Source organism: Kitasatospora sp. NPDC127116, from assembly GCF_042677365.1.
GTDB classification, from domain to species: domain Bacteria; phylum Actinomycetota; class Actinomycetes; order Streptomycetales; family Streptomycetaceae; genus Kitasatospora; species Kitasatospora lactacystinica.
The window spans coordinates 34,259-59,344 of record NZ_JBHXTL010000013.1; the positions used below are offsets into that span (position 1 = coordinate 34,259).

Consider the following 25,086-nt stretch of genomic DNA (forward strand, 5'->3'; position numbering starts at 1 on the left):
GGGTGTGGTCAGAACGGGGCGCCGTTTCGGCGGGCGACGGTCAGGGCCACGCTGATGGGCGAAGGGGTGGCAGGCAGAGGCTTGGTGCGGCCTGCTGCCGCCCGGGAGGCGAGCAGGGCGGCCCTGCGGCGGGGGTCGGCGATGGGGGCTTCGGTGGCGTAGCCCTGCGAGGACCACTCCGCGAGCGCGGAGTCCAGGTCCGGGTGGCGGCTGGCGCCGTAGTAGCCGCCGCCCTCGGTGTAGAAGGTCGCCGCCTTTCCGGAAGCCGGATAGAGCCCCAGCAACTCGGTTGCCTCGTAGGGGGATTCATGATGGGCGAGCAGCACCATGTGGCCGTTGGCGATGTCGGTGGACACGTGGTGGACGGCCGGAGCCCTGCTGGTGGCGGTCAGGACCGGCCCAGGAGGCGTGAGCGGGTTCCGGCGCTGGGTGGCCTCGTACTGCTCGGCCTCGCTGTAGACGCGGGTGAACCCGTACTCGGCCGGGAACAGCAGCCGCCGGGCCTCCCGCAGCTGGCGTTTGGCGGTCTCCGGCGGGGTGTCGCGTCGGAACCGGTGCAGTCCGAGCGCGTCGTCCCGCACGAGGCCGGCCTGTTCGAGCAGCTGGGCGCTGCGGCGGTCGGGCGCTTCCGCGACGAGCAGGTCCCGCTCCGGCAGGTGGGCTACGGCGACGTTGGGCACGAGGATCCTCGGGAAGTCGGCGGGGCGGGGATCAGAGGGCGGGGGAGGCGTCCGCCGTCCGGGCCGGGGAGTGCATCCGGGCGTCCGTGTCGAAGGCCGTCAGCTCGGCTCGGTGGAGCAGATGTTGGACCACGAACGACCGGCCCGCCACCTTCCACAGGCCCCGGCCGCGGCCCAGCTGGGCGATGGCGGCCATCTCGACGCCGGTCAGGCCGAGCAGCCCGGCGGTGGCGGCCAGCTGGTCGGCCTCCTGCCGGTAGATCACGCGGGTCGCGCAGTCGGCCAGCAGGCCCTCGGCGAGGGCGCGGGCCCGCGATCCGGCGTCGCCGGCGCTGAGCAGGTCCGAAAGGCGGTGGATGATCAGCATGTTGGCGATGCCGAGGCCGCGGCTGAGCTTCCACTGGCTCTGCATGCGCTGCAGCAGGGCCTCGTGGCGCATCACGCGCCAGGCCTCGTCGTAGATCACCCACCGCCGCCCGCCGCCCGGGTCGCTGAGCGCGGACTCCATCCAGGCGCTCGCGCAGGTCATCGCGAGGACGAGCCCGGTGTCGTCGCCGGCGCTGCCGAGCCGGGACAGGTCGATCGTCAGCATCGGGCTGGTCGGGTCGAAGGCGGCGGTCGAGGGAGCGTCGAACATCCCGCCTAGGTCACCGCTGATCAGGCGGCGCAGGGCATGGGAGAGGTCCTGGGCGGCCTCGCCGACGCGGCGCGAGGGGTCGCCGATCGCGGCATCGAGGACGGCGGGCTGGCCGAGGACCGCGGCGACGTCGCCGAGCAGCAGCACCCGGCCCTGCTGCTCCGCCTGCTCGGCGGCAGTGTCCAGCGCGAGGTCGAGCGCGGTGTACTCCCGCGGCAGCAGGTCGCGCTGCAGCACGGTCCGTGCGAGGGAGCCGAGCAGCAGCAGGCGGCGCTTGCGGACCTCGCTCGCCCAGCCGTCCGGATCGACCCCGGCGGGCGGGGCGGGCGCGTCCATGGGGTTGAGCCGCCCGGGCAGGCCCGGGCCGAGGGCGATCGCGGTGCCGCCGACGGCCTGCGCGACGCTGGTCCACTCGCCCTTCGGGTCGCAGGGGACGTACACGCGGTAGCCAAATGCCGTGCTGCGCAGGGCGATTGACTTCGCCAGGGCGGACTTGCCCTGTCCGATGACGCCGGCGACGAGGCAGTTCGGGTTCGTGAAGTTTTCGACGCGCGAGTAGAGGGCGAACGGGTCGAAGACGAAGCTGGCTTCGGCGTGGACGTCGCGGCCGATCAGCATGCCGGCGGAGCCGAGGCCGCCCTCGGCGAGGAACGGGTAGGCGGCGCTGGCGGTGGCGGTGGTCATCCGGTGCGGGGGCAGCTTGAGCTTGCCGCCGCGCAGGGAGGCGGTTCCCGGGCGCCCGCCGGCCGGGAAGACGGGGCGCAGTTCCTCGTTCTCCTCGCGGCGGGTGCGGGTGCGTACGGGGCGGGAGCTGTCGCGGGCGGTGCGGCGGGCGGCGGCGAGGTCGCGGCGGGCCTGGCGGCGTGAGGCGCGGTCAGTGCGGGTGGGGGTGAAGAGAGGGGAGGCGGATGCGCGCAGAGCGGGTCCTTGGTTCAGGTGCGGGAGGCGGCGGTCGGGGTTCCGCGCAGCTCGGAGGGGGTGGAGATCTGGCGCATGCGGGCGGAGGCGGTGGTGTGGCGCTGGCAGATGACCATGTCCGGGGCGCCTTCGGGCAGCCGCAGGGCGCAGGCCTCGCGGGTGGGGAGCCGTCCGTCGGCGAGGGGTGCGCGGTGGTAGGCGGAGTGGAGGGCGTCGGCGCTCTGCCACAGCCGGATCCGGGCGGCGTGGAGCTGGTCGGCCTCGGCGGGGTTGTTCGGGCGGGTGGCCGTGGTGTGGGTGTCGACCAGCTGGAACAGCGCGGTGCAGTGGGAGTGGAGGGCGTCCAGTTCGACGCGGGAGGCGCTTTGCCGGTCGGGCAGCGCGGTGTGGTGGTGGACGTCGACGGCGGCGGTGGCGAAGCGCAGGAGTCGGGAGGTGCTGTCGGTCGGCAGGTGGTTCATGGCGGGCCTCCCGTCAGAGCCGGGCGAGCGGGAGTGCCGCGCGGCTGAAGCTTTCGGCTTGCTCCCAGATGAGGAGGCGGGGATCCAGGCCTTCGCTGGAGCAGGCGGTCTCCACCGTGGCGCACTGGCGGCGCAGGTCCTCGGGGTTGTCGGCGGAGATCACCACGAGGCCGGTGAAGTCGACGTCCGCGTGGCCGGAGATGAGCTCGCGCTCGTGGGTCTTGGCGTCGGCGTACTCCTGGTTGTCGCTCTCGCTGTCGACCTGGCCCTTGCGGACGCGCTCGGCGGCGTCGGCGACGATCGTGGCCTTCTGCCGCTGGACGGCCTTGAGCGCGGCATCGAGGTCGTCGGGCCCGTAATGCAGGCTCAGGGTTCGCCGGACGCCGGCGGAGAAGATCAGCGAGTGCAGGAAGCCCGCGCTGACCTCGGACCGGGGCCACTGCTCGATCCAGTAGACGGCGTGGCAGGCGCTGTCGGTCAGGACCCGGTTCGGCTCCTCCCGCAGGACGACCGGGCCTGCGGCGGCCGGGGACGCGGTGGCGCGGCCGGTCTCGGACCACTGCTCCATCGCGGCGAGCGACTTGGGGTCGTAGGCGCTGCGGATGACGGCGGCGAACTCGCCGCCGGTCAGCCATCCGCCGGGGGTGAGGCCGCAGTTGCGGAGGGACTGCTCGAAGCCCGGGACGAGCTGGCCGAGGACGGTGAACGCCCCGGTGAGTCCGCCGCCCGCCTCCCCGATCAGGCGGCGGGCCTTCTTGAGGTCGAGGCTGACGGCGATGTACGCCTCGTGCGGGGCGGCGGTGGGGCCGGCGGCGGCGAGCAGTTCCTCGTAGACCACGCCGGCGAGCGGGGCGTCGGGGTTGCCGTTCTCGGCCCAGTAGCGCTGGAGCGCGTCGCCGGAGTCGGGGATGGTGCGCTCGATCACCTGGACGCTCTGGATGTATCCGGTGCGGGCGAGCGCGGCCAGGGCGCGGCCCCAGCCGGACACGTTTGCGGCCTTCGTGGGGGCGTCGAGGAGGGCGAAGGCGCGGGAGCTGACACGGACCGCGGCGGTGAGGGTGCCGCGCTGCGGATCGTGGACGGCGCCGGTGCTGCCGTCGGGCGAGGTGACCGCGCGCAGGCTGGCGTCGGTGCCGGGCAGGTGGAGCAGGCCGTCGCGCCGGGGCCGGGAGGTGGGGCGGGCGAGCCAGATCAGCTGGCCCTTTGCGCGGCGCAGGTAGTAGCGGATGACGATCGGGGCCCAATCTGCGACGGAGCGGCTGTGGTAGCGGATGAGGACGACGGCGGCGGCCAGAGCCCAGAGCGGGGTGGCGAGGACGGCCCCAGTGAGGCCGGTGGTGACCATGGTCACGAGCAGCAGGGCGCCGGCGGTGCCGACGACGGACAGCTGGGCGGGGCTGAGCCCGAGCAGGACGCCGCGGCGGGACCGGGCGGGAAAGCGGACGGTCGAGACGAACTCGGCGGTGGACAGAGGCGACTCCTGGCGTCAGGGGCCCGGCCGGGGCTGGTGGCAGTGCCCCGGCCGGGACAGGTCAGGCGAGAGGCGGGGGCGGAGGGGAGGCCGGAGCCGGAGCGGGGGCCGGGCCGCTGACCGGGGCGCTCGACACCGCGGGACCAGCGGGCGACGTGCTCGGCATGAACGTTCCTGCCGGGCCGGACGAGGCGCGGCTGCCGGTGCGGGGGGCGCCCAGCACGATCGGTGCCGGGGCGTCTGCTCCCGATCCGCCTGGCGGCGCTGCCGCTTCGGCGGCGGTCGCCGGCGACGGGGCCGAGATGGGGGCGGAATCCCCACCGCCTTCCGAGGCGGCCCGGGTGATCAGCGGCTGCCCGCTGCCGCTGCCGCGACGGGTGATCAGGGGCTTCGTGACGGCGTCCACGGTGCCGCCCTTGCCGGTGCCGGGGAAGGCGAAGGTGGACTGGGCCGGGCCGCTGGGGCCGGACGTCGCCGCGCTCGGGGTGGACGGGGAACCGCCGACGGGGCTGTTCTGGCCGGGGACGGTGGCCGGGCCCTGCGGGGCACCTGCCATCGCGGCGCCGCCGGCGCCGCTGGTGCTGGCGCTCATCGCCATGGTGGCGCCCTTTCGGGCGGCGCCCGCGGCGGTGGCGAGTCCGGTGCTGGTGGTGCGGTGCAGGTCGGCGCTGGTGCCGTCGGCCGCCCAGTGGATGAACTTGTAGGTCATCATCGGGGCCAGCAGAACCATGATCATGACGACGATGCCGGCGAGGACGTCCGAGAGCGCGGCCAGGGCGCCGCCCTTGCCATCGGAGCGGCCGATCGCGGAGACGCCGAGGAGAAAGATGATCGTCATCACGAGCTTGGAGGCGACGAGGGCGGCGGTCGCCTCGATCCAGGCCCGCCGCCAGCGGGACGCGGGTTCCCAACCGCCGCCGGCTCCGGCGAAGATCGCCAGGGTGACGAGCACCAGGATCGCGACCTTCCGGAGCACCATCGTGCCCCAGTACATGATCGCGCCGGCGACGCAGCCGAGGGCGACGAGGGCGGGGATGCCCCAGCCCAGGTCGGAGAGCGTGGTGATCTGGCCGACCCGAATCACCCGGGCGACCGCGTCGGACGTGGACGTGTTGGCCACGTGGAACAAGCCCTCGCTGAGGGCGTCGACGATCGTCAGCGCGATGCTGGTGCAGGAGACGGCGACGAAGGAGAACAGCACGCCCGAGACGGTGCCGGTGACGGCCTGGGACAGGGCCTGCCCGTCACGGCGCCAGGCGGCCCTCATCAGCTGAAGGCAGAACGTCGCGACGATCACGACCAGGCCGATCGGCAGGATCAACGAGTAGTTGTCCCGGAACCACGAGGCGCCGAGATCGACCTTCGTGGTGGTGTCCACCGCCTTGGCCGCGAGGTCGGCCGCACTCTTGGCCATGTCACCGCAGGACTTGGCGATCCATTTGCCGATCGAGTCCGTGATGCTGTCGGAGACTCCGCCGACGACCGTGTCGCACAGCGCGCCGGCCAGGGGGAGATCACAGAAACCGATGGGCGATCACCTCCTTTTCTCTCGTGGGTGGTCAGGGGTAGACGGTGGGGGCGATCGAGGCCAGGGCGCAGTCGTGTCCGGGGCGGCACTGGACGGCGATGGTGATGGCGCGGTCCTCGGCGCCGCGGCCTCCGTCGTTCCAGGTGATGGACTGGGTGCCGGTGACCGTGACGGCGTACAGGTAGGCGACGGTCAGCTTCGTCGGGTCCTTGGCGACGGCCGACTGGAAGGCGGCGGGCAGGTGCGCCTCGGCCGCCTGGCCGGTGGCCCACTGGCCGTTGTCGTGCATCCGGTCCCACAGCGTCGGGTCGGGCACCTGGGCGGCGACGGCGTCGAGGTCGGCGTACTGGCTCTCGCCGGTCATCCACGTGCGCAGGCCCGCGAGCTGCTGGGACTGGGTGGTGGTGCGGGTGTCGTACGACCACAGTGCGGTCGCGAACGCCTGGGCGAAGGCGAGGGGGTCGGTGGTGTGCGGCGGCGCCGCAACGGGGGAGACGGTCGGCTTCGCGCTGGTGGAGGGGGCAGGCGTGCTGGGCATGGCGGAGGCGGAGGTCCGGGGCGGGGCGGCCGGGCTGGCGGAGGCGGCTGGGGCCGGGGCCCGGTGGCCGCTACCCGCATACCGGGCGATGAGCCCGGCGATGAGGGCGGCGACCACCAGGGCGCCCAGGCCGATCAGCACGCGACGCAGCATCAGGGACTGCCCGCCCGGCTTGAACGGCATGAACTTCGTCGGCATCAGTGGACGTTGGTCCCAACGGTGCTGAAGAAGGTGACGATTCCGTTGGCGGCGCCGAGCAGGAGGGCGCAGCCGGCGGCCACCAAGGCGCCTTGCTTGCCCTTGGCCTCGCTGCCGTGCGAGCCGGTGTGGTGGCCCCAGGCCCAGACGATGCCGGAGACGCACAGGGCACCGACCACGGCGATGATCGCGAACAAATTGATCGAGCCGACCGTGGACTTGAGCACGGACAGGCCGGGCAGGCCGCCTTCGCTAGGGCTGATGCCGGGGTCGAAGGCCAGGACCTTGACGGCGGCGTCGGCGAGATAGGTGGTCAATCACGCTCCACAGAGAGGGGGACAGGGGGAGGCGGGCGGGCCGCTAAGATGTGGTGAGGTGCGCGAAGTGCGCTGAGGTTGGCCGCAGTTGGCGTCAGTGGACGATGCGGCGGGCGGCGATGATGCCGGATTTCCACGAGGCGAGCGTGCTGATCTTGACCACGTCACCCGTGTGCGGCGCGTGCACGATCAGGCCCTGCCCGATGTACATGCCGACGTGACCGGGGCCCTCGGAGCCCGGCTCCGTGAACAGCAGGTCGCCCGGCTGCAAGGCGTCCACGGACACCGCGATGCCCTCGGTCACCTGCGTGTAGGTGGTGCGGGTCAGGGTGATGCCGGCCGCCTTGTACGACTGCTGCATCAGGCTGCTGCAATCGCAACGGCCCATCGGATCCGGGCCGTGTGGAGCGCTGCACGACCCGCCCCACTGGTAGGCCGTGCCCAGCTGCCCGAGCGCCCACTTGATCGCGGACTGCACCGGGACGGGCGCGGTGGTGGGGATCGCGTACCCGTCGGGCAGGGCGCCGGCGGGGATGGTGCCCCAGTCGGTCCCGCTGCCCGAGTCCGTCCCGCACGAGCCGGACGGTGAGGCGGTCGGCGAAGGCGAGCCGGACGGAGCCGGGCTCGGGGAAGCGGTGGTGGCCGAATTGCCGCCGAGCGCCTGGGCGATGGCCTGCTGCAGTGCGGTGGCCAGCGGCTCCCACTTGGCGTAGGCGTCCGGGAAGCCGCTCTTCTGGACCGCCTGTGCGGCCTGGGTGAGCGGCAGCTGCTGCCACCCCTTGACCTCCAGCAGCGCCCTGTAGAACTGGGTGGAGGCGTAGACGGGATCCTGGATCTGGGCTGGCGTGCCCCAGCCCTGCGACGGCCGTTGCTGGAACAGTCCGAGACTGTCCCGGTCGCCGTCCGGGAGGTTGCGAAGTCCGGACTCCTGCAGCGCGGTCGCCACCGCGATCACCTGTCCGCGAGCGGGCACGTTCATCGAGCGGCCGGTGGCGACGATCGCCTTCGCGTTGGGGATCTGGAGGCTCGGCGAATCGAGCCCCGAGACCGGGGCGGCCGGACCGGCGGAACCCGAGAGGATCAGCCGGACCTGGGCCGCGACGGCCGCACTGTCCACAGGCTGTGCATTTGTCCCGTTGTTGGTGCAGGACGTCGCGTCCTTGGCGGCCTTGGTCGCCTCGTCGTTCGCGGTGACCGCGAGCGCGGGGAAGCCGATGAAGAAGGGGACGAGCAGGATCCCGGCGGCACCGGCGCCCGTCACCTTCCTCCAGCTCATCGCGTCCTCGTCGGGTCGCCTCCAGCAGCCCGGCAGCGCGAATTCGGCGGACGGCAGAGGGGCACGGGAGCCCGGCAGGTGAGGGAGCGGATGGCGAAGCCTCCGATCAGATCAGGCGGCCAAGAACACACGGCCGACACCGGGCCCCGGCCGCGCACGGCGGCCGGGGCGGAGCAGACGGAAAGCGGCAGCAAGCCGCCCTCGTAATCTCGAAAAAGGCATGGGGGTGCCCTTCATGGGATGGGTGGAATTCGCCGAATGGCGTTTGCGACGGTAGAGAACCAGCGGCCGAAAACCTAAAACGGCTGAACCGGCGTACCGGCGGCACAGGTGCTCCCAACAGCTCGAACCCGCTCCGGCCATGAGCCATGAATGCCATTCAGGAGGCGCGGGGCGATCCGGAGTGCCGGTGCGTCACACGGTAGGAGCCGGGCGGCCGAAAACCAAAAACAGGAGTAAATAGCCTTCATGTCCGACGCCGCGCCGTGCGACGTGGAGGACGATAGGCGGAGCCCGGCCGAAAATGAAAAAAGATCTTGACGCGGGAAGGCGGGAGCCCGTTTTAGGTTTTCGGCCGTCGGTCGCCTAGGTTGCTCCGACCGCCACCCGACCGCCGCCCTCGCCGGCGTCTGCGGGATCACCGCACGGCCGGACAAACCCCACCGGCCGGGCGGCACGGCGCCCTGTCCCCGCACCGAAGGAACACCCCTGAACTACACGATCCACCGCGGCGACGCCCTGCTCCGGCTCGCCGAGATCCCCACCGCCAGCGTCGACTGCGTGATCACCGACCCGCCGTACAACTCGGGCGGGCGCACCGCCAAGGAACGCACCTCCCGCAGCGCGCGGGCGAAGTACACCAGCGCCGACGCGGCGCACACCCTCGTCGACTTCCCCGGGGAGAACAAGGACCAGCGCGCGTACACCTACTGGCTGAGCCAGCTGCTCGCCGAGTCCTGCCGGGCCACCCGCGACGGCGGCATGGCCGCAGTGTTCACCGACTGGCGCCAACTGGGCTCCACCGCCGACGCGTTGCAGGCCGGAGGCTGGATCTGGCGCGGCGCGCTGGCCTGGTACAAGCCCGCAGCGAGGCCGCAGAAGGGTCGCTTCACCCAGAACTGCGAGTTCGTTCTGTGGGGGAGCAAGGGGCCCATCGACGCCGACGCCAACCCCGTCTACCTGCCCGGCCTCTACACGGCGTCCCAGCCGCGCGCCGGCCGCGTCCACATCACCCAGAAGCCCGTCTCGGTGATGCGCGACCTCGTCAAGATCGCTAAGCCCGGCGGCACCGTCCTCGACTTCTGCATGGGCAGCGGAACGACCGGGGTCGCCGCCCTGCTGGAAGGCCGGGACTTCGTCGGCATCGAGGTCACCGACCACTACGCGAGCATCGCCGAACAGCGCCTGGCCGAGACCGCCCGGCAGATCGCCGCCGGCACCTCCGACACCGAACCCAACGGTGCGCAGCCGCCCGCCTGAACCCGCTCAGCCGCCGGGCCGCCCGACACGGCGGCCCGGCCCGCCGCCCAGCGCGATGCCGCAGTCGTCGCGAAGAAGCGCTGACCGGCCCGACCCGGCCGACGCAGCACAGCGAGCAAGCGCCAACCGCACCGCGGACACCGGCCGCAGACCTGGAGCCCCAGCTGTACTACGCCCCGTTCACCGACTACGTCTCCGACCTCGACCTCGACGAGCTGGACCCCGCCGACGAACACACCTCCCGCGCCCTTGCCCGGCTGGGCGACTGGGAGGACCCGTGCATCGTGCTGGTCAGCTACGACCAGCCCCGCGACCAGCAGCCGGGCCGGTGGGACCACTTCTATGTCGCGCAGGACGAGCATATGGCCGCGCAGGGTCGGCCGTTCTTCGTCGGAGTCCACCTGGAACGCGACAGCGGCGCCCGGCTGATGCGCGTCGCCGTGCGCGATGAGGCGATGCCGGCCCTGGCCGAGGCGTGGCTCATCGCCCGCGGCGCCGACCCGACACGGCTCCGGGAGTACATGCAGCGCAGCGAGTACCGCGCCGCCGACGCCGAAGCCGAGGCGGCGCAGGACCTGCTGCGCCACTCCGGCACCCGCTTTGACGTCCACGACTCGGCCTCTTCACCGGGCACGCCGTACGTGACCTGGGTGATCGCCACCGACAACGAGGCACCCGACCCCGCCCGTCCGGTCGCCGTGTTCGTCGGGCACCGGCAGGCCGACAGCGAGGAGTTCACCCTCCGGCACGGGCACGTCGCCAGCATCGAGGACGCCTACACCTGGACCCGCCGCGTCCCCGGTGCACCCCTGCCGCGGCCCGGCCAGCCCGGCACGGCCCGCGCCGACGCCGCCCGCCTCGACCGTCGCCCGCCCGGCCTGACCGAGGCCAGCGGACCGGACGACCCACCCACCCCGCCGGCACACCGGTCGGGCCCCGAACACAGCCGCTGAGCCCGAAGGGAACCCCCCCGATCACCACCGACTCCAGCCCGAGCACCCCCCTCGACGTCGCCCCCCGGTACCTCGCCGGAGCCAGCAGCCGGACCAGCCCCATCGCCCGAGCCGTCCTTGCCTACGACTGGCGGCAGGACTACAACAGTGAACTCGGCCAGACCTTCGTCAGCAGCCCCGACCACCGATTCCGGATCGGGATGGGCCAACTCGACCCCGGCGCCTGGTGGCGGATCACCGCCGCCCGCGAACCGCTGGGCCCGCCCCAGTGGATGGCCGGGTTCTCCAAGGACACCCCCGAGGAGTTCGTCACCGCCGTCACCGAGTCGCTCCACGTCCCCCTGCCCCAGACCGACTGGACGGGCGAAGCCCACCCGGCACTCAAGGAAGGGACGTTCGACGGCGACGCCGTCCTCGACGCGCTCGTCGCCGCAGGCTGGCGCAACCTCGGCGAGCCCCACGGCGTCCGGCGCGTTGAGTCGCCCGACTACCTCGCCCGCGCCGAACTACGCCGAGGCGCCAACCACCTCGACCTCATGGGCAACTGCGCGCTGGCCGTATACGTCGGCTCCGAAGAGGCCGGCGACCCGTACTGGCAGGCGCTCTTCACCGCGGACACACCCGCGATGGTGACCGACGCCTTCGTGGGCGCCCTGGTCGACCCGGCTCCGCTACGGCGCGACGGCGAGTGGATGGACGAGCACCTGCTCGCCCACCTCGGCTACACCCTGACCGAGGACGGCCTCGTGCCGGCTGCGCCCGCCTACACCGACGAGGACCTCACCCGCGCAACCGCGCAGTCGCTGTCCACCCTGCTGGCCGCCGCGGACGGACACCTGACCATGGGGGAGGTCCTCGACGAACTGGAGGACCAGCCGCTGCCCAGCACCGAAGCGGGCCCAGGCCCGCACACGACATGGGGCCAACTCCCGCCCGAGCAGCAGCAGCTGGCCGCGATGCTCACCCTCGACCTCGTCACGGACTCCGCCCGGTACAGCCACCGCCTGCTGGGCCTGGACGACGACGCTACCGGGCTGGTGTGGGAGGACCTGACCCGCGGGCGGGTGCCGGCTGTGCCCTTCGAGGATCTGCGCTTCACCAACGAAGACCTCTACGCCGCGGCAGGCACGATCGCCGCGCACATGATCGCCACCACGGACGACCCGTCCGGAATCCTGGAGGGGTTCCACGGTGAGCCGATCGCCAGCCGCGCCAACGAGGACACCACGCAACGGTTCTGGGACGAACATCCGGACTACGTCACGCAGCCCGCGTACGACGAGATCTGCCGCCGGTTCACCGCCGTCCACGACGTGGCAGCTGACCTCTTCGCACCGGGCATGCCCCGGCCCCCGGCGCTGGTCGCCGCAGCGCCCGCCTACCTCGCCGGGCCCGGCCACACCACGGCCAGCACCCCCGCAGTCCCGCTGCTGGCCGCCGGGTGGAACGTCGTCGAGATCCGGTCCGGCGCCGTGTACCTCAGCCCCTGCGGCCGGATCCGCACCACCGCCCTCCATACGGCAGGCGGCACGAACTGGAGCACGGCCTACACCGACCGGTCGACCGGCGACCAGCTGTGGCACTTCACCGCCGACGAGCGGACCCCCGCCGAGATCACCACCGCGGTACACGCGGCGCTCGCCGCTACCCAGGCCACCGCTCCGGCTGACCTGCGTTACCCCGCCTTGTCTGGTGGTCTTGAGCCCCTGGCCGAGGGCGGCTGGTTCATGGACACCGTGCCTGGCCACATCGTCTGGACCGCGCCCGAGGGCGAGATGGCCTCGGTCAGCCGCACCGTCAGCGCATCCGCGCTCGCTGAGGGCGCCAATCCCCACTGGGTGGTCTGCGGCGGCGACCTCCGGCCCGGAGGTCAGGGCTGGTACATCGAGATGGCCGACCGAGTTCCCCGCCCGCTGCTGACCGCCGTCGCCACCGCGCTCACCAGCACCGAACCCGTGGCCCGACTCGCCCGGCAGATCCCGCAGGAACACCGGATGTACATGGACATCGTCCAGCTGGATCGGCGGGCCGCCGCACCGACGGGCAACCGCGCCGCCGCCGCCCGCCGACGACCCCTCGACGGCAAGGCGGCCACGGCCGACGGGCCCATGCCCACCGAAGCGTCCCGAACGCAGCTGCCCGCGCCCCGCCGGCGGACGCCGTGACCGGCGATGACACCGACACATTGAACAGGACCGTCCTGAACGCCACACACGTCGACCTGCACACCATTGAACGGATCTCCCGGGCCGCTGCCCACCCCAAGTCCCAGCAGATCATGATCCGCGGCCTACTCGACAGCCCCGCCGGGTACAGCGCCCTCAACATCGCCGTCGCCCGAGACGACCTCCGCGACGCCGCCCTCGCCGCCGTCCGCACCCTGGTCGAGCGCGAGATCGACGTCGGCCGAGCCTGGCCCGGCGAAGCCGCCCGCTGGCTCAGCCGCGCCCGCGCCGACTGGCAGACCAGCGCCGCCCTGTGCAACCACCTCGCCTGGTACGCCCGGACCCGACACCAGAGTGTCCTCCTCCACCTCGGCGGCACCGACCACGTCCACCGCCCCGGAACCGACCAGGTCCACGCCCGCGCCCTAACCCACCTCCACCTCGCGGCCCTACGCTACGACTTCCGCTGCCGCACGATCACCCAGCTCCTCGACGAAGCGGGAGAGGCGCAACGCACCCGGTGGGATCCGTACACCCGAGCCCTGCACACGTTCGCCGGCCTCGGCCAGGGGCGTCCCGGATCGCTGGAGTCGATGGAGCGGGACCTGGGCACCGCCGGCGACAACCCGCAGGTCTGCCACGCCCTCCTCCACGGACTCTGGCTCGGCGACGGCCTGCCCGACCAGGCCGAACACATCCTCCGCCTCGCCAGCTGGCCGACCTTCGACGATCACGACCCGATCATGCTGTTCCGCACCGCCACCGCCCTGCGCCTGCTGGGCCGACGAGCCGACGCCCTGGCAGCGATCGACGGCGCCCTCGAAGCCCTCGCCCCCGACCAGCCCGAGGCCCACGCCGACCTGGTCCGGGAGCGCACCATGATCACCCGGATGCCGAGTGCCACATCGACATCGGGTTCGTTGACCTGAGCGGCCCGACCAGGCCGCGCAGCGCGCTCTGCTCCATAACGCCCAGTCCTTGAAGACACCCCAAGACCTGGGCGCGTAGGCACGCGAGCGGGGACGGGCCGCAGGCCCGCGCTCCTCCCCGGCCTGCTCGGCGCTCCTGCGGGCAGAAACGGCGGCGGGCGGTACACCTATCAGACCGGTGTACCGCCCGCCGCCGTTCGCATGGGATCAGGCCGCCGCCTCGAAGCTGGCAGCCAGCAGCGGCACTGCCCGAGTCAGGTCGTCGGCCGACGCGATCCGAACCTCCAGATCCCCGGTGCCCAGATGCCCGACCTTCCGAAGGTCACGGGTCCAGCCCGGCTCCAGCTTCACCGTGGAGGGGTCCACGTTGAGCACCACCACCAGCTCCCGGGCCAGCACTCTGACGCACGCGTAGTTCCGCCGCCGTCGGTAGGCGAGGTAGTGCTGCAGCTCGACGCACAGACCGTCGCCGCCGAGTTCGAGCAGCCGCTCGTCGAGGCTCGCATAGAGAGCACGAAGATCGGCCGGCGCGTGCTCCAGCGACTCCCGGACGCCCCTCCGCACCGGAGACGTTGCACGATCCGGCTCCGCCCGCCGGGAGGCCGAGCCGCCGCAGCCGCCGGCGACCGACGCCGCCAGCTCCAGCGTGACGAAGTCACCTTCGTACTGCTGGTAGATCACCAGGTCGACCCGGTGGTGCGACATCCCCGCCGCGACCACGTCGTACCGGTTGAAGGCGGCGGCGATGCAGACCACCCGTGGGGAGCTCCAGTCGACCGCCGCGGCGACGTCCTCGCCGAACCGGCTGGCCACCAGGCTCTCGAACTCGGCGCGGTGGTCCACCAGCCACGCCAGGTAGAACAGCCCCTGTGACAGCACGCTCTCTGAGCGCGATCGCTTGAACTCCACGATGACCGGCGACCCGTCCTCGTCCAGCCCAAGCGTGTCGATCCGGCCTCTATGGACACTGCCCGTCGATTGCTCGCTCGCCACGAACCGGATCCCCAGCATCGTCTCCATGTTCGCTTCGACCAACGCCTGAAGGTGCCGCTCCAGCTCAACGGCACCACCTTCGACCCTGCGAACCGCACCGTCATTGACCCGGAAGACCTGCAACAAACCCCCATGTCCGCCCAGCAAGCGATGTGAGCCGGACAAAATACTCTGACGGCCTGGGAAAGTCTAGAGACTATGAGTCATGTCATACTGGCGAACCTGCGCCCGGGGCTGGACTTGCTCGGTCAAGTCCCGCAGATCGGGGGCGCCATGCCGCCGCCGTGGACCTGACGGTCTCGGCGGGACGCCCCCGAGCACCGTGCCGGGACCACCCCCGGCGGCGGGGCCGCCCCGGCGTGGGCACGTTCGACGGCCTCTGCCAAGCTGACCGGATGAGCAGGAACACCCCCGGAACGGCGCTCGAATGGGCCGCCGCGAAAAGGATGTTGGACGCCGCCGCGACCACTTACCCCGACCCGCCGCCGCGCCGCACCGCGCTAGAACTGCTGTACCGCACCGAGCAGGAGTCCGCCCACCGCGACATGCTCGCCTGGCTGTTGGATCCCGCTGGCGACCACGGTTTGGGCACCGCGCTGCTCGCCGCCCTGCTGCGCCGCACCGGCCGCTCCGACCTCGCCGCCCGACCCGGCTTGCCCCGCACCCTGATTGACACCGAGCACGACCTGCCTGCCATCCCCGGAGCCGCCCACCGGCGGGCGGACCTGGTGCTGTGGACCTCCGGTACCGCCGTGGTGGTCGAGCTGAAGGTCAAGTCCTCCGAGCACACCGAGCAGACCGCCGACCTGGCCGCCCACTTCGCCCACCTGCACCGGCCGCACTTCGTCTTCCTCACCCTCACCGGCGAACCGGCCGCTCACTCCGACTTCGTCCCGCTGCGCCTGCGCACCCTCGCCCGCGACCTGCGCACCCACCTGGCCGCCACCCCCGGCGCCGCCCCGCATGCCCATGACTACCTGGCCACCCTGGAGAAGATGCACGCCGTGACCCCCTCGGACGAGGCCCGGGCCCGCTTCTGGATCCGCCATGGCCGGCTGGACTTTACCCGTGCCCGCCGCGCCGCCTTCGAACTCCTGGAGGACCTGCCCGACCGCCTGGACGACGCCCTTGACGCCCTCGCCCCTAAGCTAGGCCCCGACGTCACCCGCACCACCTTCGAGGACTTCGCCCAGGGCCAGCACGCCGATCCCTACCCCGAGCGCGTCGGCCTCCTCACCCGCCCCGCCTGGAACGGACCCACCGCGACCCCGCTGGCCGGCATCGGTTACGGCTTCCGCCCCCTGCTGTTGGCAAACCCCGACCGCATGCTCGACGAGCACCACCCGTTCCACGGCATCTGGCTCACCCCGACCGTCCCCCGCGCCGCCTGGCCCCGCCTCATGCGCCCCGACCACTGGTCGACCTGGGCCGACTGGGACTACCTCGACCTCGCCTTCGAAGACACCGACACCGACCTCCTCGCCCTCTACGCCACCAGCTTCACCCACTGCATCACCGCCCTCTGGCACACCCACGCCGCGGCTCTGGACAAGGCAGTGGCGGGCTAGTACTGCAATCACACTTACAGGTGGGCTTGTTGTGATTGAGTTGGTTCGTGTCTGTGGATCTCGGGGTGGGCCAGGTCGAGGCCTGGCGTGAGGTGTTGGGTGGGCTGCATGCGCGGTTCGGGTCGCGTTTCGCAAGGTCGGAGCCGCGTGCACGTGCTCTGACGTACATGGCGGGGCTGATTGCGCCGCTGGAGCGGAAGAACGGATGGACGCTGGCGGAACGCGCCGGCGAAGGGCATCCGATCGGGATGCAGCGTCTGCTGGGTGAGGCGGACTGGGACGCGAACGGGGTGCGCGACGACGTGCGGGACTTCGTCGTGGAGACGATCGGCGCCCGGGACGGGATCCTGATCGGTGATGACACCGGCTTCTTGAAGAAGGGCTCGCGGTCGGCGGGCGTCCAGCGCCAGTACACGGGGACTGCGGGCAGGACCGAGAACTCCCAGATCGGCACGTTCCTGGCCTACGCCTCCTCCAAGGGGCGGGCGCTGATCGACCGGGAGCTGTACCTCCCCGCCTCCTGGACGGACGATCGTGAGCGGTGCCGGGCGGCCGGCGTGCCCGACCAGGTGCCGTTCGCGACGAAGAACGAGCACTTCCGGTGGATGCTGCAGCGCGCGATCGACGCCGGGGTGCCGTTCGCCTGGGTGACCGCGGACGAGGCATATGGGCAGGTCAAGCACCTGCGGTTCTGGCTGGAACAGCGCGGCATCGGGTACGTGCTGGCCACCCGGGTGAACGACACCGTGATCACGACCGGGTGGCGCGAGGTTCGGGTCGACGAGCTGATCGCCACGCTGCCGCGACAGGCCTGGAAGCGTCTGTCCGGTGGCAGGGGCTCCCACGGCGAACGGGTCTACGACTGGGCCCGGGCGGCGATCCGACCGGTGTGGGAGGACGGCGTCGGGCACTGGGTCCTGGCCCGCCGATCGATCAGCGACCCGACCGAGATCGCCCACTACGTGTGCTACGGACCCGTAGCCACCCGGCTGAAAGACCTGGTCAAGGTCGCCGCGGCGAGGTGGGCGATCGAGGAGTCGTTCCAGGTCGCGAAGAACGAGTGCGGCCTGGACCACTACCAGGTCCGTCGCTACGACGCCTGGTACCGACACATCACGCTGTCCATGGCCGCCCTCGCCGCGCTGACCGCGATCCGCGCGCAAGAGCTGGAAAAAGGGGCTGCCGATTAGGACAAACCACCCTGATACCCCTGTCTGTCGCGGAGATTCGCCGCCTCATCGGCCTGATCCTCCACCCCCACCACCTCACTCCCGCGCATCATCTGCACTGGTCATGGTGGCGACGCCTCAGCCAGACCCGAGCCCGCCTCAGTCACTACAAACGCCGAGGCCACACCCCATAACTGTGATTGCAGTATTAGGAGGGAGCGTTGGCGGGCGCCGGAAATTCCTGCGAGGCGACACGGAATTGGCGATAGTGGGATTTTTGGTGACCATTCACTGGCTGGCGTTCGGCCTGGCGGGATTGATTTCTGCCGGCACTCCTTGGCTTCTGCCCGGTGGCTCTTTGGGCGATCCGCCGGAATCACTGGATTGACGGCCGGAGTGGCGTTACCCTGGAGGCATGAACGCCATCCGGACCCTCCGTCAAGCCCCTGACCTGGGGACCAGCTGGGGACCACACGTCATGCGCGCTGCCGCACGAGGTGCGCGAAACATGCTCGTCTGCACGCGCACGGCGTGTGCGTGGGCGCATTTTGAGGGGTAATAGGATATCCTGGGGGTCAAGGGGTCGCAGGTTCAAATCCTGTCGTCCCGACCGGCGTTTTCGCAGGTCGGAGGCCGTTTCCATCGAATGGTGGAGGCGGCCTTTCTGCTTTGGTGGTCGCAATGTGGTCGTGAACGCTCGTTCACGTCGCCTCGGTGGGCGCATCCCGCAGGCCTGGGTCGCTCCAGCGCAACCACAATGCGGCTTTTGTTCGTTCGGTCGAATGGTCGGGCGCAGTCGATGGCTGATCGGACGCCTCTCCAGCGTCGAAACGCGCACGGGTTCTCGGAAAATGGGTGTGCCCGTGGAACCCGCGGCGTCAGTTGTCCTGATGGGGCAGCGGGTCTGAGTTGGCGTCATGTCCGAACCGGCGGTGCCGGCTACTTTGTCGGCCCTTGCCGCGGTCTGAGCGGCTCGGTGAGCTGAGGCAGCTGAAGCCGTGCGGCTGTCAGGCCGCGTGGCTGAACAGCGGGTTCGGCAAGGGGCTGCTGGGGGCGAGGGCGTCGGCGCCACAGCGGGTGCGCGCCTCGACGAGGCGGAGCCTGGTTTCGATGGTGTGCACCGCGGCCATGGCGGTGTCCCAGGTCAGGTGGCTGTAGATGTTCGCGGTGGTCGAGAGCGTGGAGTGCCGCAGGGTCTTGGAGATGACGGCCATGGGGACGTTGCCCTCCAAGGCGAGGGTGGCGGCGAGGTGCCGCAGGTCGTGGATGGTCACGTGAGGCAGTCCGGCTTGTTCGCGCAGTTCGTGGAAGCGCTCGCGGACCGCGGCCGGGTGGAGGGGTTTGCCGTCGGGGCCCTGGAAGACGTGGTCGTTGTCGGTGGAGGTGCTCCTGGCCATGGCGCGTTGGAGGGCGGCGGCGACGCGGTCGGACAGGGGCACCCAGTTGCGGCTCTTCTTGGTCTTCGGCGTGGTCAGGACGAGTTCGTGGTTGTCGATCGCGGAGAGGGTGTGGCGGATGTACATGACGCGGTCGTTGACCCGTACGCACTGGCGTTGGAGGCCGAGAGCCTCTCCCTTACGCAGGCCGGTGCCGATGATGACCTCGAAGAGGTCGGCAAAAGCGGGGTCGACATCGCGGCAGTGGGTGAGGAAGGTGACGGCCTGCTCCGCGGTCCAGGGGACGCGTTCGTCGGCGCGGGGCCTGCGCATGGGCAGGGGCTGGGCGGCGTTGTAGGGGAGGCGGTGGGTGCGGACGGCGGCGCCCAGGGCGCTGGAGAGCGTGGCGAGGCAGTGGTAGACGGCCTGGCGTCCGCGGCCGGCTTCGAGTTGCTGGTGGGTGTAGGCGGCGATGTGGTCGTGGGCGAGTTCCTCGAGGCGTATCGCGCCGAAAACGGGGATGAGTTCGCAGAGCACGTACGTGCGGTAGCGGGCGTAGGTGGTGGGCTTGAGCAGGAACTCCATCGTCTTGAGCCACCTGGTGAGGTAGGCGGCCACCGTCTCGTGCGGGTCGGCGTCGAAGCCGAGCCGGCGGCCTTCGAGGAAGCGCCGCAGCGCCGCCTCGGCGCTCCACGCGTCCTCGAACCCGCCGCGGCGCACGGTGCGCCTGCGGCCGTCGAGGGAAGGGATGTCGACGGCGAAGGTCCACGTGCCGTGCTCCTCCTCGGCGAGGCGCGGGCATGAGGCGCCGAGCTGGCGCCGGGTGGCATCACGGCATCCGCACCGGCGGTAGACCCGGCCTCGTCGTCCTGACCTGCGCACTTCTTGTGCCTCCTGCGGTGGTGGCTCTTTGATCAGCACGCGGAGGCTACCGGTCCCACGCCCGGGTGATCGTTCGCGACCACCATGCGATCACCAATGCCGAATTGGGGGTCTGACCTGCGGCTCGCGGTGAGGACCCGCACCTGGACGTGTCGGATAGGCGAGCAGGTGCAGCTTGGGCTCGACTGGAGCTGTGTCCGCTTGCGAGGCAGTGTGGCCGCCCTGCACTCCGCGTAGGTGCGGACCCCTTGGCTTCATGCCAACCTGCGCCGTGTTGCGCTTGCTTCGGACTGGAACCCAAGCGCCTGCGGCTTCGCCTGTTCTCCGCCGCCGCCCAGCTTGTGCCGCAACCGGGCTGACCAGCGACAACGCCCCTGTCTCGGCGGGAAGCACACCCCCGGAGTCGTCGAACCCGGCGCCCACCTGACGCGACGGCCGGGCCACCGGCCTGCCCATCAGCGGCGCCTGAAGCCGAACGACCTATCGAATGAACCGACGGGCCGGCGCGAAAAGTTGAGGTTGATACTCCAGCCGGACTTCTCCATTCCTGCTGGTCAACTGCCTGGGAGTAGGGAGTGTAGCGGGGCGGTCTTCGCCGCCCCCAAGGCCGGCAGTGCGTCCGCGTTTTCTACAGTGCACAGACGCCTGTATTCAGGAGGGCGGTGTCAGGTCGTGAGACGGCCCGCGTGGCTATTCGTTGCCGTCCCGCGTGCTTGGTCTGCGGGTGTGAGGGGAAGCTCCCGCAAGGTGGCCTCTGAAATCTCTTCTAGCTCGGACTCTGACATCGGGACCTCCGAGCAGCGGCCACGGCCAAAAGGGAACCACCAGAATTCGCATCTCACTTGGCCACCTGGATCGAACTCTGGGTAGAATGAGACCAAGAAGGTTTCTTCGCGCCTTACAGGTGCTACGACCATCGTGATGATCCCGTGTTTCGTGGCTTCATGCCAGATCCCACCAGCGTTAATCTGTAGCCTATTTCCAGTTCTACCATAAGCGAGTAGTCCGACGACAAGCCCTGCGGTCGACGCGATGAACTTTTTGACTACGGGCTTCGATTCATCGAGTTTGTAGATTAGGTCCGGTGAACCTGTCAGGTCCGTGGGCCCTTCGGTGTTGAGGGTGCCGGTGACGGTCACGTCGCAGTTCGCGCGGACGATGTTGTTGAAGTTGGTTTCGCCGTGGACGGTGAGGTTGCCGATGTCGAGGTCTGGCCGCCGGACGGTGACCTGGGCGGTGAGGATGCGGGTGACGGGGTTGGTTGGGTCGTCGCTGGTGGTGCCGCGGAGGTAGAAGGTGGTGTCGGATCTGATGTCGGTGATTTTGCGGGTGGTCTCGTTGGTGACGTTGAGATTGGTGTTTCCGTAGAGCAGTTCGTAGGTGGCGTTGGTGGAGCGTTGCCAGGTCAGGGTTGCTTCGCAGCCGTTGCCGATGACGAGGTCGCCTTCGACCTTGAAGTCCTTCATGTAGAAGTCGGCGGGGAATTTGCCGACGTTGAACACGGTGATCCTGTCTTTGAAGGTGCCATTTTCGCCTTCCCGGGAGTGTTCGGTTACTTCGATCTGTGCGGTGCCGACTTTGCGGTTGATGGGGATCTGTGAGAGTTGGATGGTGAAGCCGTTGTCGGGTCCGATCGTTTCGTGGCTGGCTGTGGGGGTGAAGATGATTTCGTCGTAGGATTCTTCGCGTCGGGTGTTCCAGCCGTTGAGGGTGATGCGTGGGTTGATGCTGGACAGGTTGGTGGCCAGGTCCGGTGACATCGTGCCGGCCGGTACTTTTACCTTGATCCATTCCACGTCGGCCGGGGTGCCGCTGTTCCGGGAGGCGGTGATGATCAGCTCGCCGGTTTCTTCGGGTGTGGCGGGGTCTTCGGGGGATGCTTTGAGGGGGTCGGGGCTGGTGACCAGGTCGTAGGTCAGCAGCGGTTCTTGGGCGGTGGGGTCTGTGATGCGGGTGGGGGAGACCAGGGCCATTGGCGATGCTCCTTGGGGTGGCCGGCGTGGCGGCGCCGGCCTGTGGGTGCGCTGACGCGGGGGCTGGTGGTGTGGTGTCAGTTGTCGGTGCGGGTGTGTGCGGCGGCGTTGTCGAGGGTGAGGAAGCCGGAGCGGATCTCGGGTTGAGCCAGGGGGAGGTCGGACTGGTCCTGGCTGAGGATCGGGAGCTTCTCCCAGGTGGTGCCGCGTTTCTCCGTCCAGGCCCAGGTGCCGGTGATGCCGGCCGGTGCGGGCATCAGTGCGGTCTCCTTGGCTTGGTCCTGGTTGTTTTTGAGTTCGGTGGTGCCGGCGAGGAGGGGGCCGGTGCGGAAGTTGACGGCCATGCGGGCGAGGGCTTGGTCGGTGAATTCCTGGGGGATGAGGACGCGTTTGGTGGCAAGGATGTCGGTGGTGGCGTGGACGGCGGCGCGTGGGTCGCACAGGACGGTGGCGACGGCGGTGTTGTGGTCGCCGAAGTTGAGTTCCAGGCTGGGTTTGTCGCCGATCGGCCGCAGGTAGCCGTCGCTGTCCGCGGCGGGGCTGGTGACGGTTTCGAAGTGGTCGTAGTCGTTGTCGAGGACGTAGCCGACCAGGCCGTCGTCGGTCTGCTGGGCTTCGCCGAGGCGGATCGCCCAGGGGTAGCTCGGCAGTTGTGGCTGTGGCGGGTCGAACAGGTGCTGCCAGCCGGTGTCGGTGCGCAGGGGGCCGCGCAGGTCTAGGGACAGCCGGGTGCGGAGCAGGGCCAGTGGGCGGCCGAGGAGGAACCCGAGGCCGGGGTCGGCCGGGCCGTCGGGATCGATGGCCTCGAGGGCCTTGTCGACGGTGGCGCGGAAGGCGTCGAAGGTATCCGGGCCACGGGTCTTGATGGCGCTCAGCAGGTCGTAGGCGTGCGGGGAGAACGTCTGCAACTGCTCGAAGTCGTCGAGGCCGGAGCCGGGCAGGGCCGTCCAGGAGACCTCGTGCTGGCTGTCGGGGTTGAGGGTGACGCGTAGTTCGCCGAGCGTCGCGCCCTCGGGTGTGTAGACGACGAGGGAGTGGTCGAGGCGGTTGTGGAGCAGCCAGGCGCAGACGGGGTTGGTGCCGGGGACCAGGTCGGTGTCGTCGTCGCCGGTGGCGGACAGGAAGGCGAAGGTGAGCCGGGCCGGCTGCAGCAGACGCGGGCCGAGTTCGACGAGGCGTTCGCTGTCGTGGCTCTGGACGGGGTGGGCGGGGCGCATTGTGGGCGACATTTCGGGCCGGAAGTGGCTGCCCTCGCCGATGAGGTTGACGGCGCGTCCGAAGCGGTCGACGACGGACAGCTCCAAGAAGGCGAGTTGCCCGGCCCGCAGTTCCTGGAAGGTGGATTCGGGCCAGGGGTCCCAGTCGTCGGTGGGGAAGCCACCGGGGTCGGGCGGGGGGTAGTTGCCGTTGCCGATGAGGTCGGCGATGTCGCCGGTGGGCTGGAGCCCGGCGTGGGGCTGGCGCTGGGCGATGGCCGCGCCGAAGCCGTCGAGGGTCTGGGAGAGCAGGTCGGTGTTGCGGATGCCGGCGCGCAGGTGTTTCAGGCTGTCGGTGGGGAGGTGGTCGCGGGTGCGGGCGTAGCTTGCGAGGGCGCCGTCGGCGGCGTGCCCGGCGGCGGGGGTGAGGATCTGCCGTCCGGAGATGACCTGGTAGTCGGGGGTGAAGCGGGGGGTTCCGGTCTCCTGCCACTGGTCCTGCCACTGGTAGCGGGAGCCTTCGACGAACTCCCAGCGTGCGGTGTCACTGGCGCGGAACGGCAGGGGGAAGTACTCGGCCTTCCACAGCAGATACAGCGGTTGCCAGGGCATTTCCCAGGGCTTGGTGCCGTATTCGGGCAGCATGCCGTCGACGTCGTGGATGCCGCCGGCGGCCAGGGCCCGGTCGAGGATGAGGAATTCGGCCAGCAGCGCGTGGAAGCAGGCGGGGAGGTTGGTCAGGTCGACCTGGCGTGCGAGGTCGGCGACGTCGCTGGTGGTGATGCCGGAGGCGCGGGTGACCAGGCGGTCGGGGGTGCGGCCGGGCAGGGGCGTGTCGCGGGTGAGGGGGGCGTGCAGTCGGCCGCCTTGCAGAGCGACGACGGGGTCCGCGCAGTATTCGTAGTCCTGGGTGGGGACGCGGATGAGCCGCCGGGCGGTGCGTGCGCCGAAGGCGGGGTAGAGGTTGTCGATGCTCGCGGCCAGCTGCTCCTCGGTCTTTCCCCAGGGCAGGGCACGACGCTGCTCGGTCAGCTGGCGGGCCAGGTCGGTGATGCGGGCTTTGGCGGCGTCGAGTTCGCCGGCGATGCGTTGCCGGAACTGCTGGGGCTGGCGTTCCCGCTGGCTGAGCCACCACAGGTGGTAGAGGCGTTCGCGGGCGGCGTCCAGTTGAGCTTCGGTGGCGTCGTGTTCGGCCTGCTTGCGGTTGAGGTCGGCGATGGTGGCCGCCTCCGCCGTACGGGCGGTGCGCTGGGCGGCTGCGGCGGCGGGCGAGGGGATGCGGCCGGGGTCCTCGCCGCGTTCGCCGATGAACCAGCGGTAGCCGCCTGGTACGGGACCGAAGGCGGTGTCGTGGGCGCGGCGGTCGGTGAGGATGTCGGCTTCGGGGCGGTCGCGTTCCGCCAGGCCCTCGGTGCCGCCCAGCAGGAAGGCGCGGAAGAGGTCGGCTTCGTCCGTGGAGAAGGCTTCCGCGCCACCGGCTTGCGAGCTGAGTTCGGCCGCGGCCTCGGACATGGTGTTGGCGACCATCACGGTGACGTCGGTGCTGCTCGGGCACGGGGGGTCGGGGACCGGGCCGGTCAGGTCCCAGTCCAGGCCGAGGACGGTGCCGGTGTAGACGGAGGCGTGGATCCCGCTGCCGGAGCCGACCGGCTGGGTCCACTCCAGGCGCCGCAGGCGTTCCGCGAGGCCTACCGGTACCCCGTGGGCGAGGATGTCGCTGCCGGGGTCGGCGTACCAGCCGGCGACGAAGTAGCTCAGCCGATCCCGATCTCCTACACCGTCCAGGGTGTCGTGCATGGAGAAGACGTTCTGGTTGTAAGGCTGGAAGACGGAGAAGGTGAGCACGCCGGGGCCGATCGCGGTCAGGAAGGGTGTATGCGGGGCGGCGGGCTCCTGCCAGGGGCCGGTGAGCTGGTGGCACTTGCCGATCAGGGTCGCGTTGGCGGTGTCGCTGTCCGGGTCCTGGAAGGAGACGGTGCCGTTCATCGGATCCAGGTAGTCGCTTTCGACGACCCAGGCGGTGAGCGTGCCGGTGCCCTCCGCGTGGCGGACGACCAGCCACCGGTTGGGGACGAGGGGGAAGTCGCCGACGCCCTCCTCCTCGTCGTGTCGGCCGCGGGTGAGGGCGGCGGGCAGTTTCCATTGCAGATAGACGCCGAGGCGCTTTTCGTCACCGGGCCATACCTCAAGGCCGTCGAAGGGCGTCGGCTCGGGCGATTCGCCCCGCCCGAGGCCCTTGAAGTTGGTGTTCCAGCGCTGGAAGACGTGGTCTCCGGTGTCGCGGGTCTGCCGGTTGACGGCGAGGGCGGCCACCTCGACCGGCACGACCAGGGTGTTGTCCACGGACATGGCCCGTCGGTCCTTTCATGAATGTCACGG

Annotated in this window: 18 protein-coding genes; 6 read left to right on the forward strand and 12 right to left on the reverse strand. The window is 70.6% G+C overall.

Going from position 1 to position 25,086, the window contains the following annotated elements; translation table 11 throughout:
* Positions 1 to 8 precede the first annotated feature (8 nt).
* The 8 genes from ACFVHV_RS08410 to ACFVHV_RS08445 all read right to left on the reverse strand — a co-directional run bounded on the left by ACFVHV_RS08410 (position 9) and on the right by ACFVHV_RS08445 (position 8,024).
* A complete protein-coding gene (locus ACFVHV_RS08410) occupies positions 9 to 680 on the reverse strand; it encodes a hypothetical protein (protein ID WP_380349875.1) in 672 nt (223 codons plus the stop codon).
* Between the two features lie 31 nt (positions 681 to 711).
* The gene (locus tag ACFVHV_RS08415; RefSeq protein ID WP_380350045.1) at positions 712 to 2,253 is read right to left on the reverse strand and encodes an ATP-binding protein; all 1,542 of its coding nucleotides are present in this window, start codon (positions 2,251 to 2,253) and stop codon (positions 712 to 714) included.
* Entirely contained in the window at positions 2,250 to 2,696 is a 447-nt protein-coding gene (locus ACFVHV_RS08420; RefSeq protein ID WP_380349878.1) for a DUF6238 family protein, read from the reverse strand. The genes ACFVHV_RS08415 and ACFVHV_RS08420 overlap by 4 nt, the downstream gene beginning before the upstream one ends.
* A gap of 13 nt (positions 2,697 to 2,709) precedes the next feature.
* Positions 2,710 to 4,167 (reverse strand): SCO6880 family protein, encoded by a 1,458-nt coding sequence (locus ACFVHV_RS08425; RefSeq protein WP_380350047.1) that lies wholly within the window; start codon positions 4,165 to 4,167, stop codon positions 2,710 to 2,712.
* Positions 4,168 to 4,228: 61 nt separating this feature from the next.
* Positions 4,229 to 5,581 carry an ATP-binding protein gene (locus ACFVHV_RS08430; protein ID WP_380349881.1) on the reverse strand — a complete coding sequence of 451 codons (1,353 nt, stop codon included), beginning with the start codon at positions 5,579 to 5,581 and terminating at the stop codon, positions 4,229 to 4,231.
* A 145-nt stretch (positions 5,582 to 5,726) separates the two neighbouring features.
* Complete coding sequence (locus ACFVHV_RS08435; protein WP_380349884.1) at positions 5,727 to 6,431, reverse strand: hypothetical protein; 705 nt, start codon at positions 6,429 to 6,431, stop codon at positions 5,727 to 5,729.
* Positions 6,431 to 6,748, reverse strand: a complete 318-nt coding sequence (locus ACFVHV_RS08440) for a DUF6112 family protein (protein ID WP_380349887.1) — start codon at positions 6,746 to 6,748, stop codon at positions 6,431 to 6,433. The genes ACFVHV_RS08435 and ACFVHV_RS08440 overlap by 1 nt, the downstream gene beginning before the upstream one ends.
* 94 nt (positions 6,749 to 6,842) lie before the next feature.
* Positions 6,843 to 8,024 carry a C40 family peptidase gene (locus tag ACFVHV_RS08445; RefSeq protein ID WP_380349890.1) on the reverse strand — a complete coding sequence of 394 codons (1,182 nt, stop codon included), beginning with the start codon at positions 8,022 to 8,024 and terminating at the stop codon, positions 6,843 to 6,845.
* A 708-nt stretch (positions 8,025 to 8,732) separates the two neighbouring features.
* Between ACFVHV_RS08445 and ACFVHV_RS08450 the strand changes: the two genes are divergently transcribed.
* From ACFVHV_RS08450 to ACFVHV_RS08465, 4 genes are all read left to right on the forward strand, one after another.
* Complete coding sequence (locus tag ACFVHV_RS08450) at positions 8,733 to 9,503, forward strand: DNA-methyltransferase (protein WP_380350050.1); 771 nt, start codon at positions 8,733 to 8,735, stop codon at positions 9,501 to 9,503.
* A 284-nt stretch (positions 9,504 to 9,787) separates the two neighbouring features.
* The gene (locus ACFVHV_RS08455) at positions 9,788 to 10,456 is read left to right on the forward strand and encodes a hypothetical protein (RefSeq protein ID WP_380349893.1); all 669 of its coding nucleotides are present in this window, start codon (positions 9,788 to 9,790) and stop codon (positions 10,454 to 10,456) included.
* Between the two features lie 101 nt (positions 10,457 to 10,557).
* Positions 10,558 to 12,621, forward strand: a complete 2,064-nt coding sequence (locus ACFVHV_RS08460; RefSeq protein WP_380350053.1) for a DUF317 domain-containing protein — start codon at positions 10,558 to 10,560, stop codon at positions 12,619 to 12,621.
* A 20-nt stretch (positions 12,622 to 12,641) separates the two neighbouring features.
* Positions 12,642 to 13,550 (forward strand): hypothetical protein, encoded by a 909-nt coding sequence (locus ACFVHV_RS08465; protein WP_380349895.1) that lies wholly within the window; start codon positions 12,642 to 12,644, stop codon positions 13,548 to 13,550.
* A 207-nt stretch (positions 13,551 to 13,757) separates the two neighbouring features.
* On the opposite strand, the gene ACFVHV_RS08470 is transcribed toward ACFVHV_RS08465, so the two are convergent.
* On the reverse strand, positions 13,758 to 14,669 hold the full coding sequence (locus ACFVHV_RS08470) for a DUF5655 domain-containing protein (protein WP_380349898.1): 912 nt from the start codon (positions 14,667 to 14,669) through the stop codon (positions 13,758 to 13,760).
* A 269-nt stretch (positions 14,670 to 14,938) separates the two neighbouring features.
* Between ACFVHV_RS08470 and ACFVHV_RS08475 the strand changes: the two genes are divergently transcribed.
* A complete protein-coding gene (locus ACFVHV_RS08475) occupies positions 14,939 to 16,111 on the forward strand; it encodes a PD-(D/E)XK nuclease family protein (protein ID WP_380349901.1) in 1,173 nt (390 codons plus the stop codon).
* A gap of 47 nt (positions 16,112 to 16,158) precedes the next feature.
* A complete protein-coding gene (locus tag ACFVHV_RS08480) occupies positions 16,159 to 17,301 on the forward strand; it encodes an IS701 family transposase (RefSeq protein WP_380349904.1) in 1,143 nt (380 codons plus the stop codon).
* Between the two features lie 986 nt (positions 17,302 to 18,287).
* On the opposite strand, the gene ACFVHV_RS08485 is transcribed toward ACFVHV_RS08480, so the two are convergent.
* The 3 genes from ACFVHV_RS08485 to ACFVHV_RS08495 all read right to left on the reverse strand — a co-directional run bounded on the left by ACFVHV_RS08485 (position 18,288) and on the right by ACFVHV_RS08495 (position 25,056).
* On the reverse strand, positions 18,288 to 19,538 hold the full coding sequence (locus ACFVHV_RS08485) for a tyrosine-type recombinase/integrase (protein ID WP_380349907.1): 1,251 nt from the start codon (positions 19,536 to 19,538) through the stop codon (positions 18,288 to 18,290).
* A 665-nt stretch (positions 19,539 to 20,203) separates the two neighbouring features.
* Positions 20,204 to 21,511 carry a hypothetical protein gene (locus ACFVHV_RS08490; RefSeq protein ID WP_380349910.1) on the reverse strand — a complete coding sequence of 436 codons (1,308 nt, stop codon included), beginning with the start codon at positions 21,509 to 21,511 and terminating at the stop codon, positions 20,204 to 20,206.
* Positions 21,512 to 21,588: 77 nt separating this feature from the next.
* A complete protein-coding gene (locus tag ACFVHV_RS08495) occupies positions 21,589 to 25,056 on the reverse strand; it encodes a hypothetical protein (RefSeq protein ID WP_380349913.1) in 3,468 nt (1,155 codons plus the stop codon).
* Between the last annotated feature and the right edge of the window lie 30 nt (positions 25,057 to 25,086).

Coding starts and splice junctions, on each gene's coding strand:
- ACFVHV_RS08445 (WP_380349890.1), bottom strand. CDS start 8,024: ATGAGCTGGAGGAAGGTGACGGGCGCCGGTGCCGCCGGGATCCTGCTC.
- ACFVHV_RS08475 (WP_380349901.1), top strand. CDS start 14,939: ATGAGCAGGAACACCCCCGGAACGGCGCTCGAATGGGCCGCCGCGAAA.
- ACFVHV_RS08420 (WP_380349878.1), bottom strand. CDS start 2,696: ATGAACCACCTGCCGACCGACAGCACCTCCCGACTCCTGCGCTTCGCC.
- ACFVHV_RS08435 (WP_380349884.1), bottom strand. CDS start 6,431: ATGCCGACGAAGTTCATGCCGTTCAAGCCGGGCGGGCAGTCCCTGATG.
- ACFVHV_RS08495 (WP_380349913.1), bottom strand. CDS start 25,056: ATGTCCGTGGACAACACCCTGGTCGTGCCGGTCGAGGTGGCCGCCCTC.
- ACFVHV_RS08430 (WP_380349881.1), bottom strand. CDS start 5,581: ATGGCCAAGAGTGCGGCCGACCTCGCGGCCAAGGCGGTGGACACCACC.
- ACFVHV_RS08490 (WP_380349910.1), bottom strand. CDS start 21,511: ATGGCCCTGGTCTCCCCCACCCGCATCACAGACCCCACCGCCCAAGAA.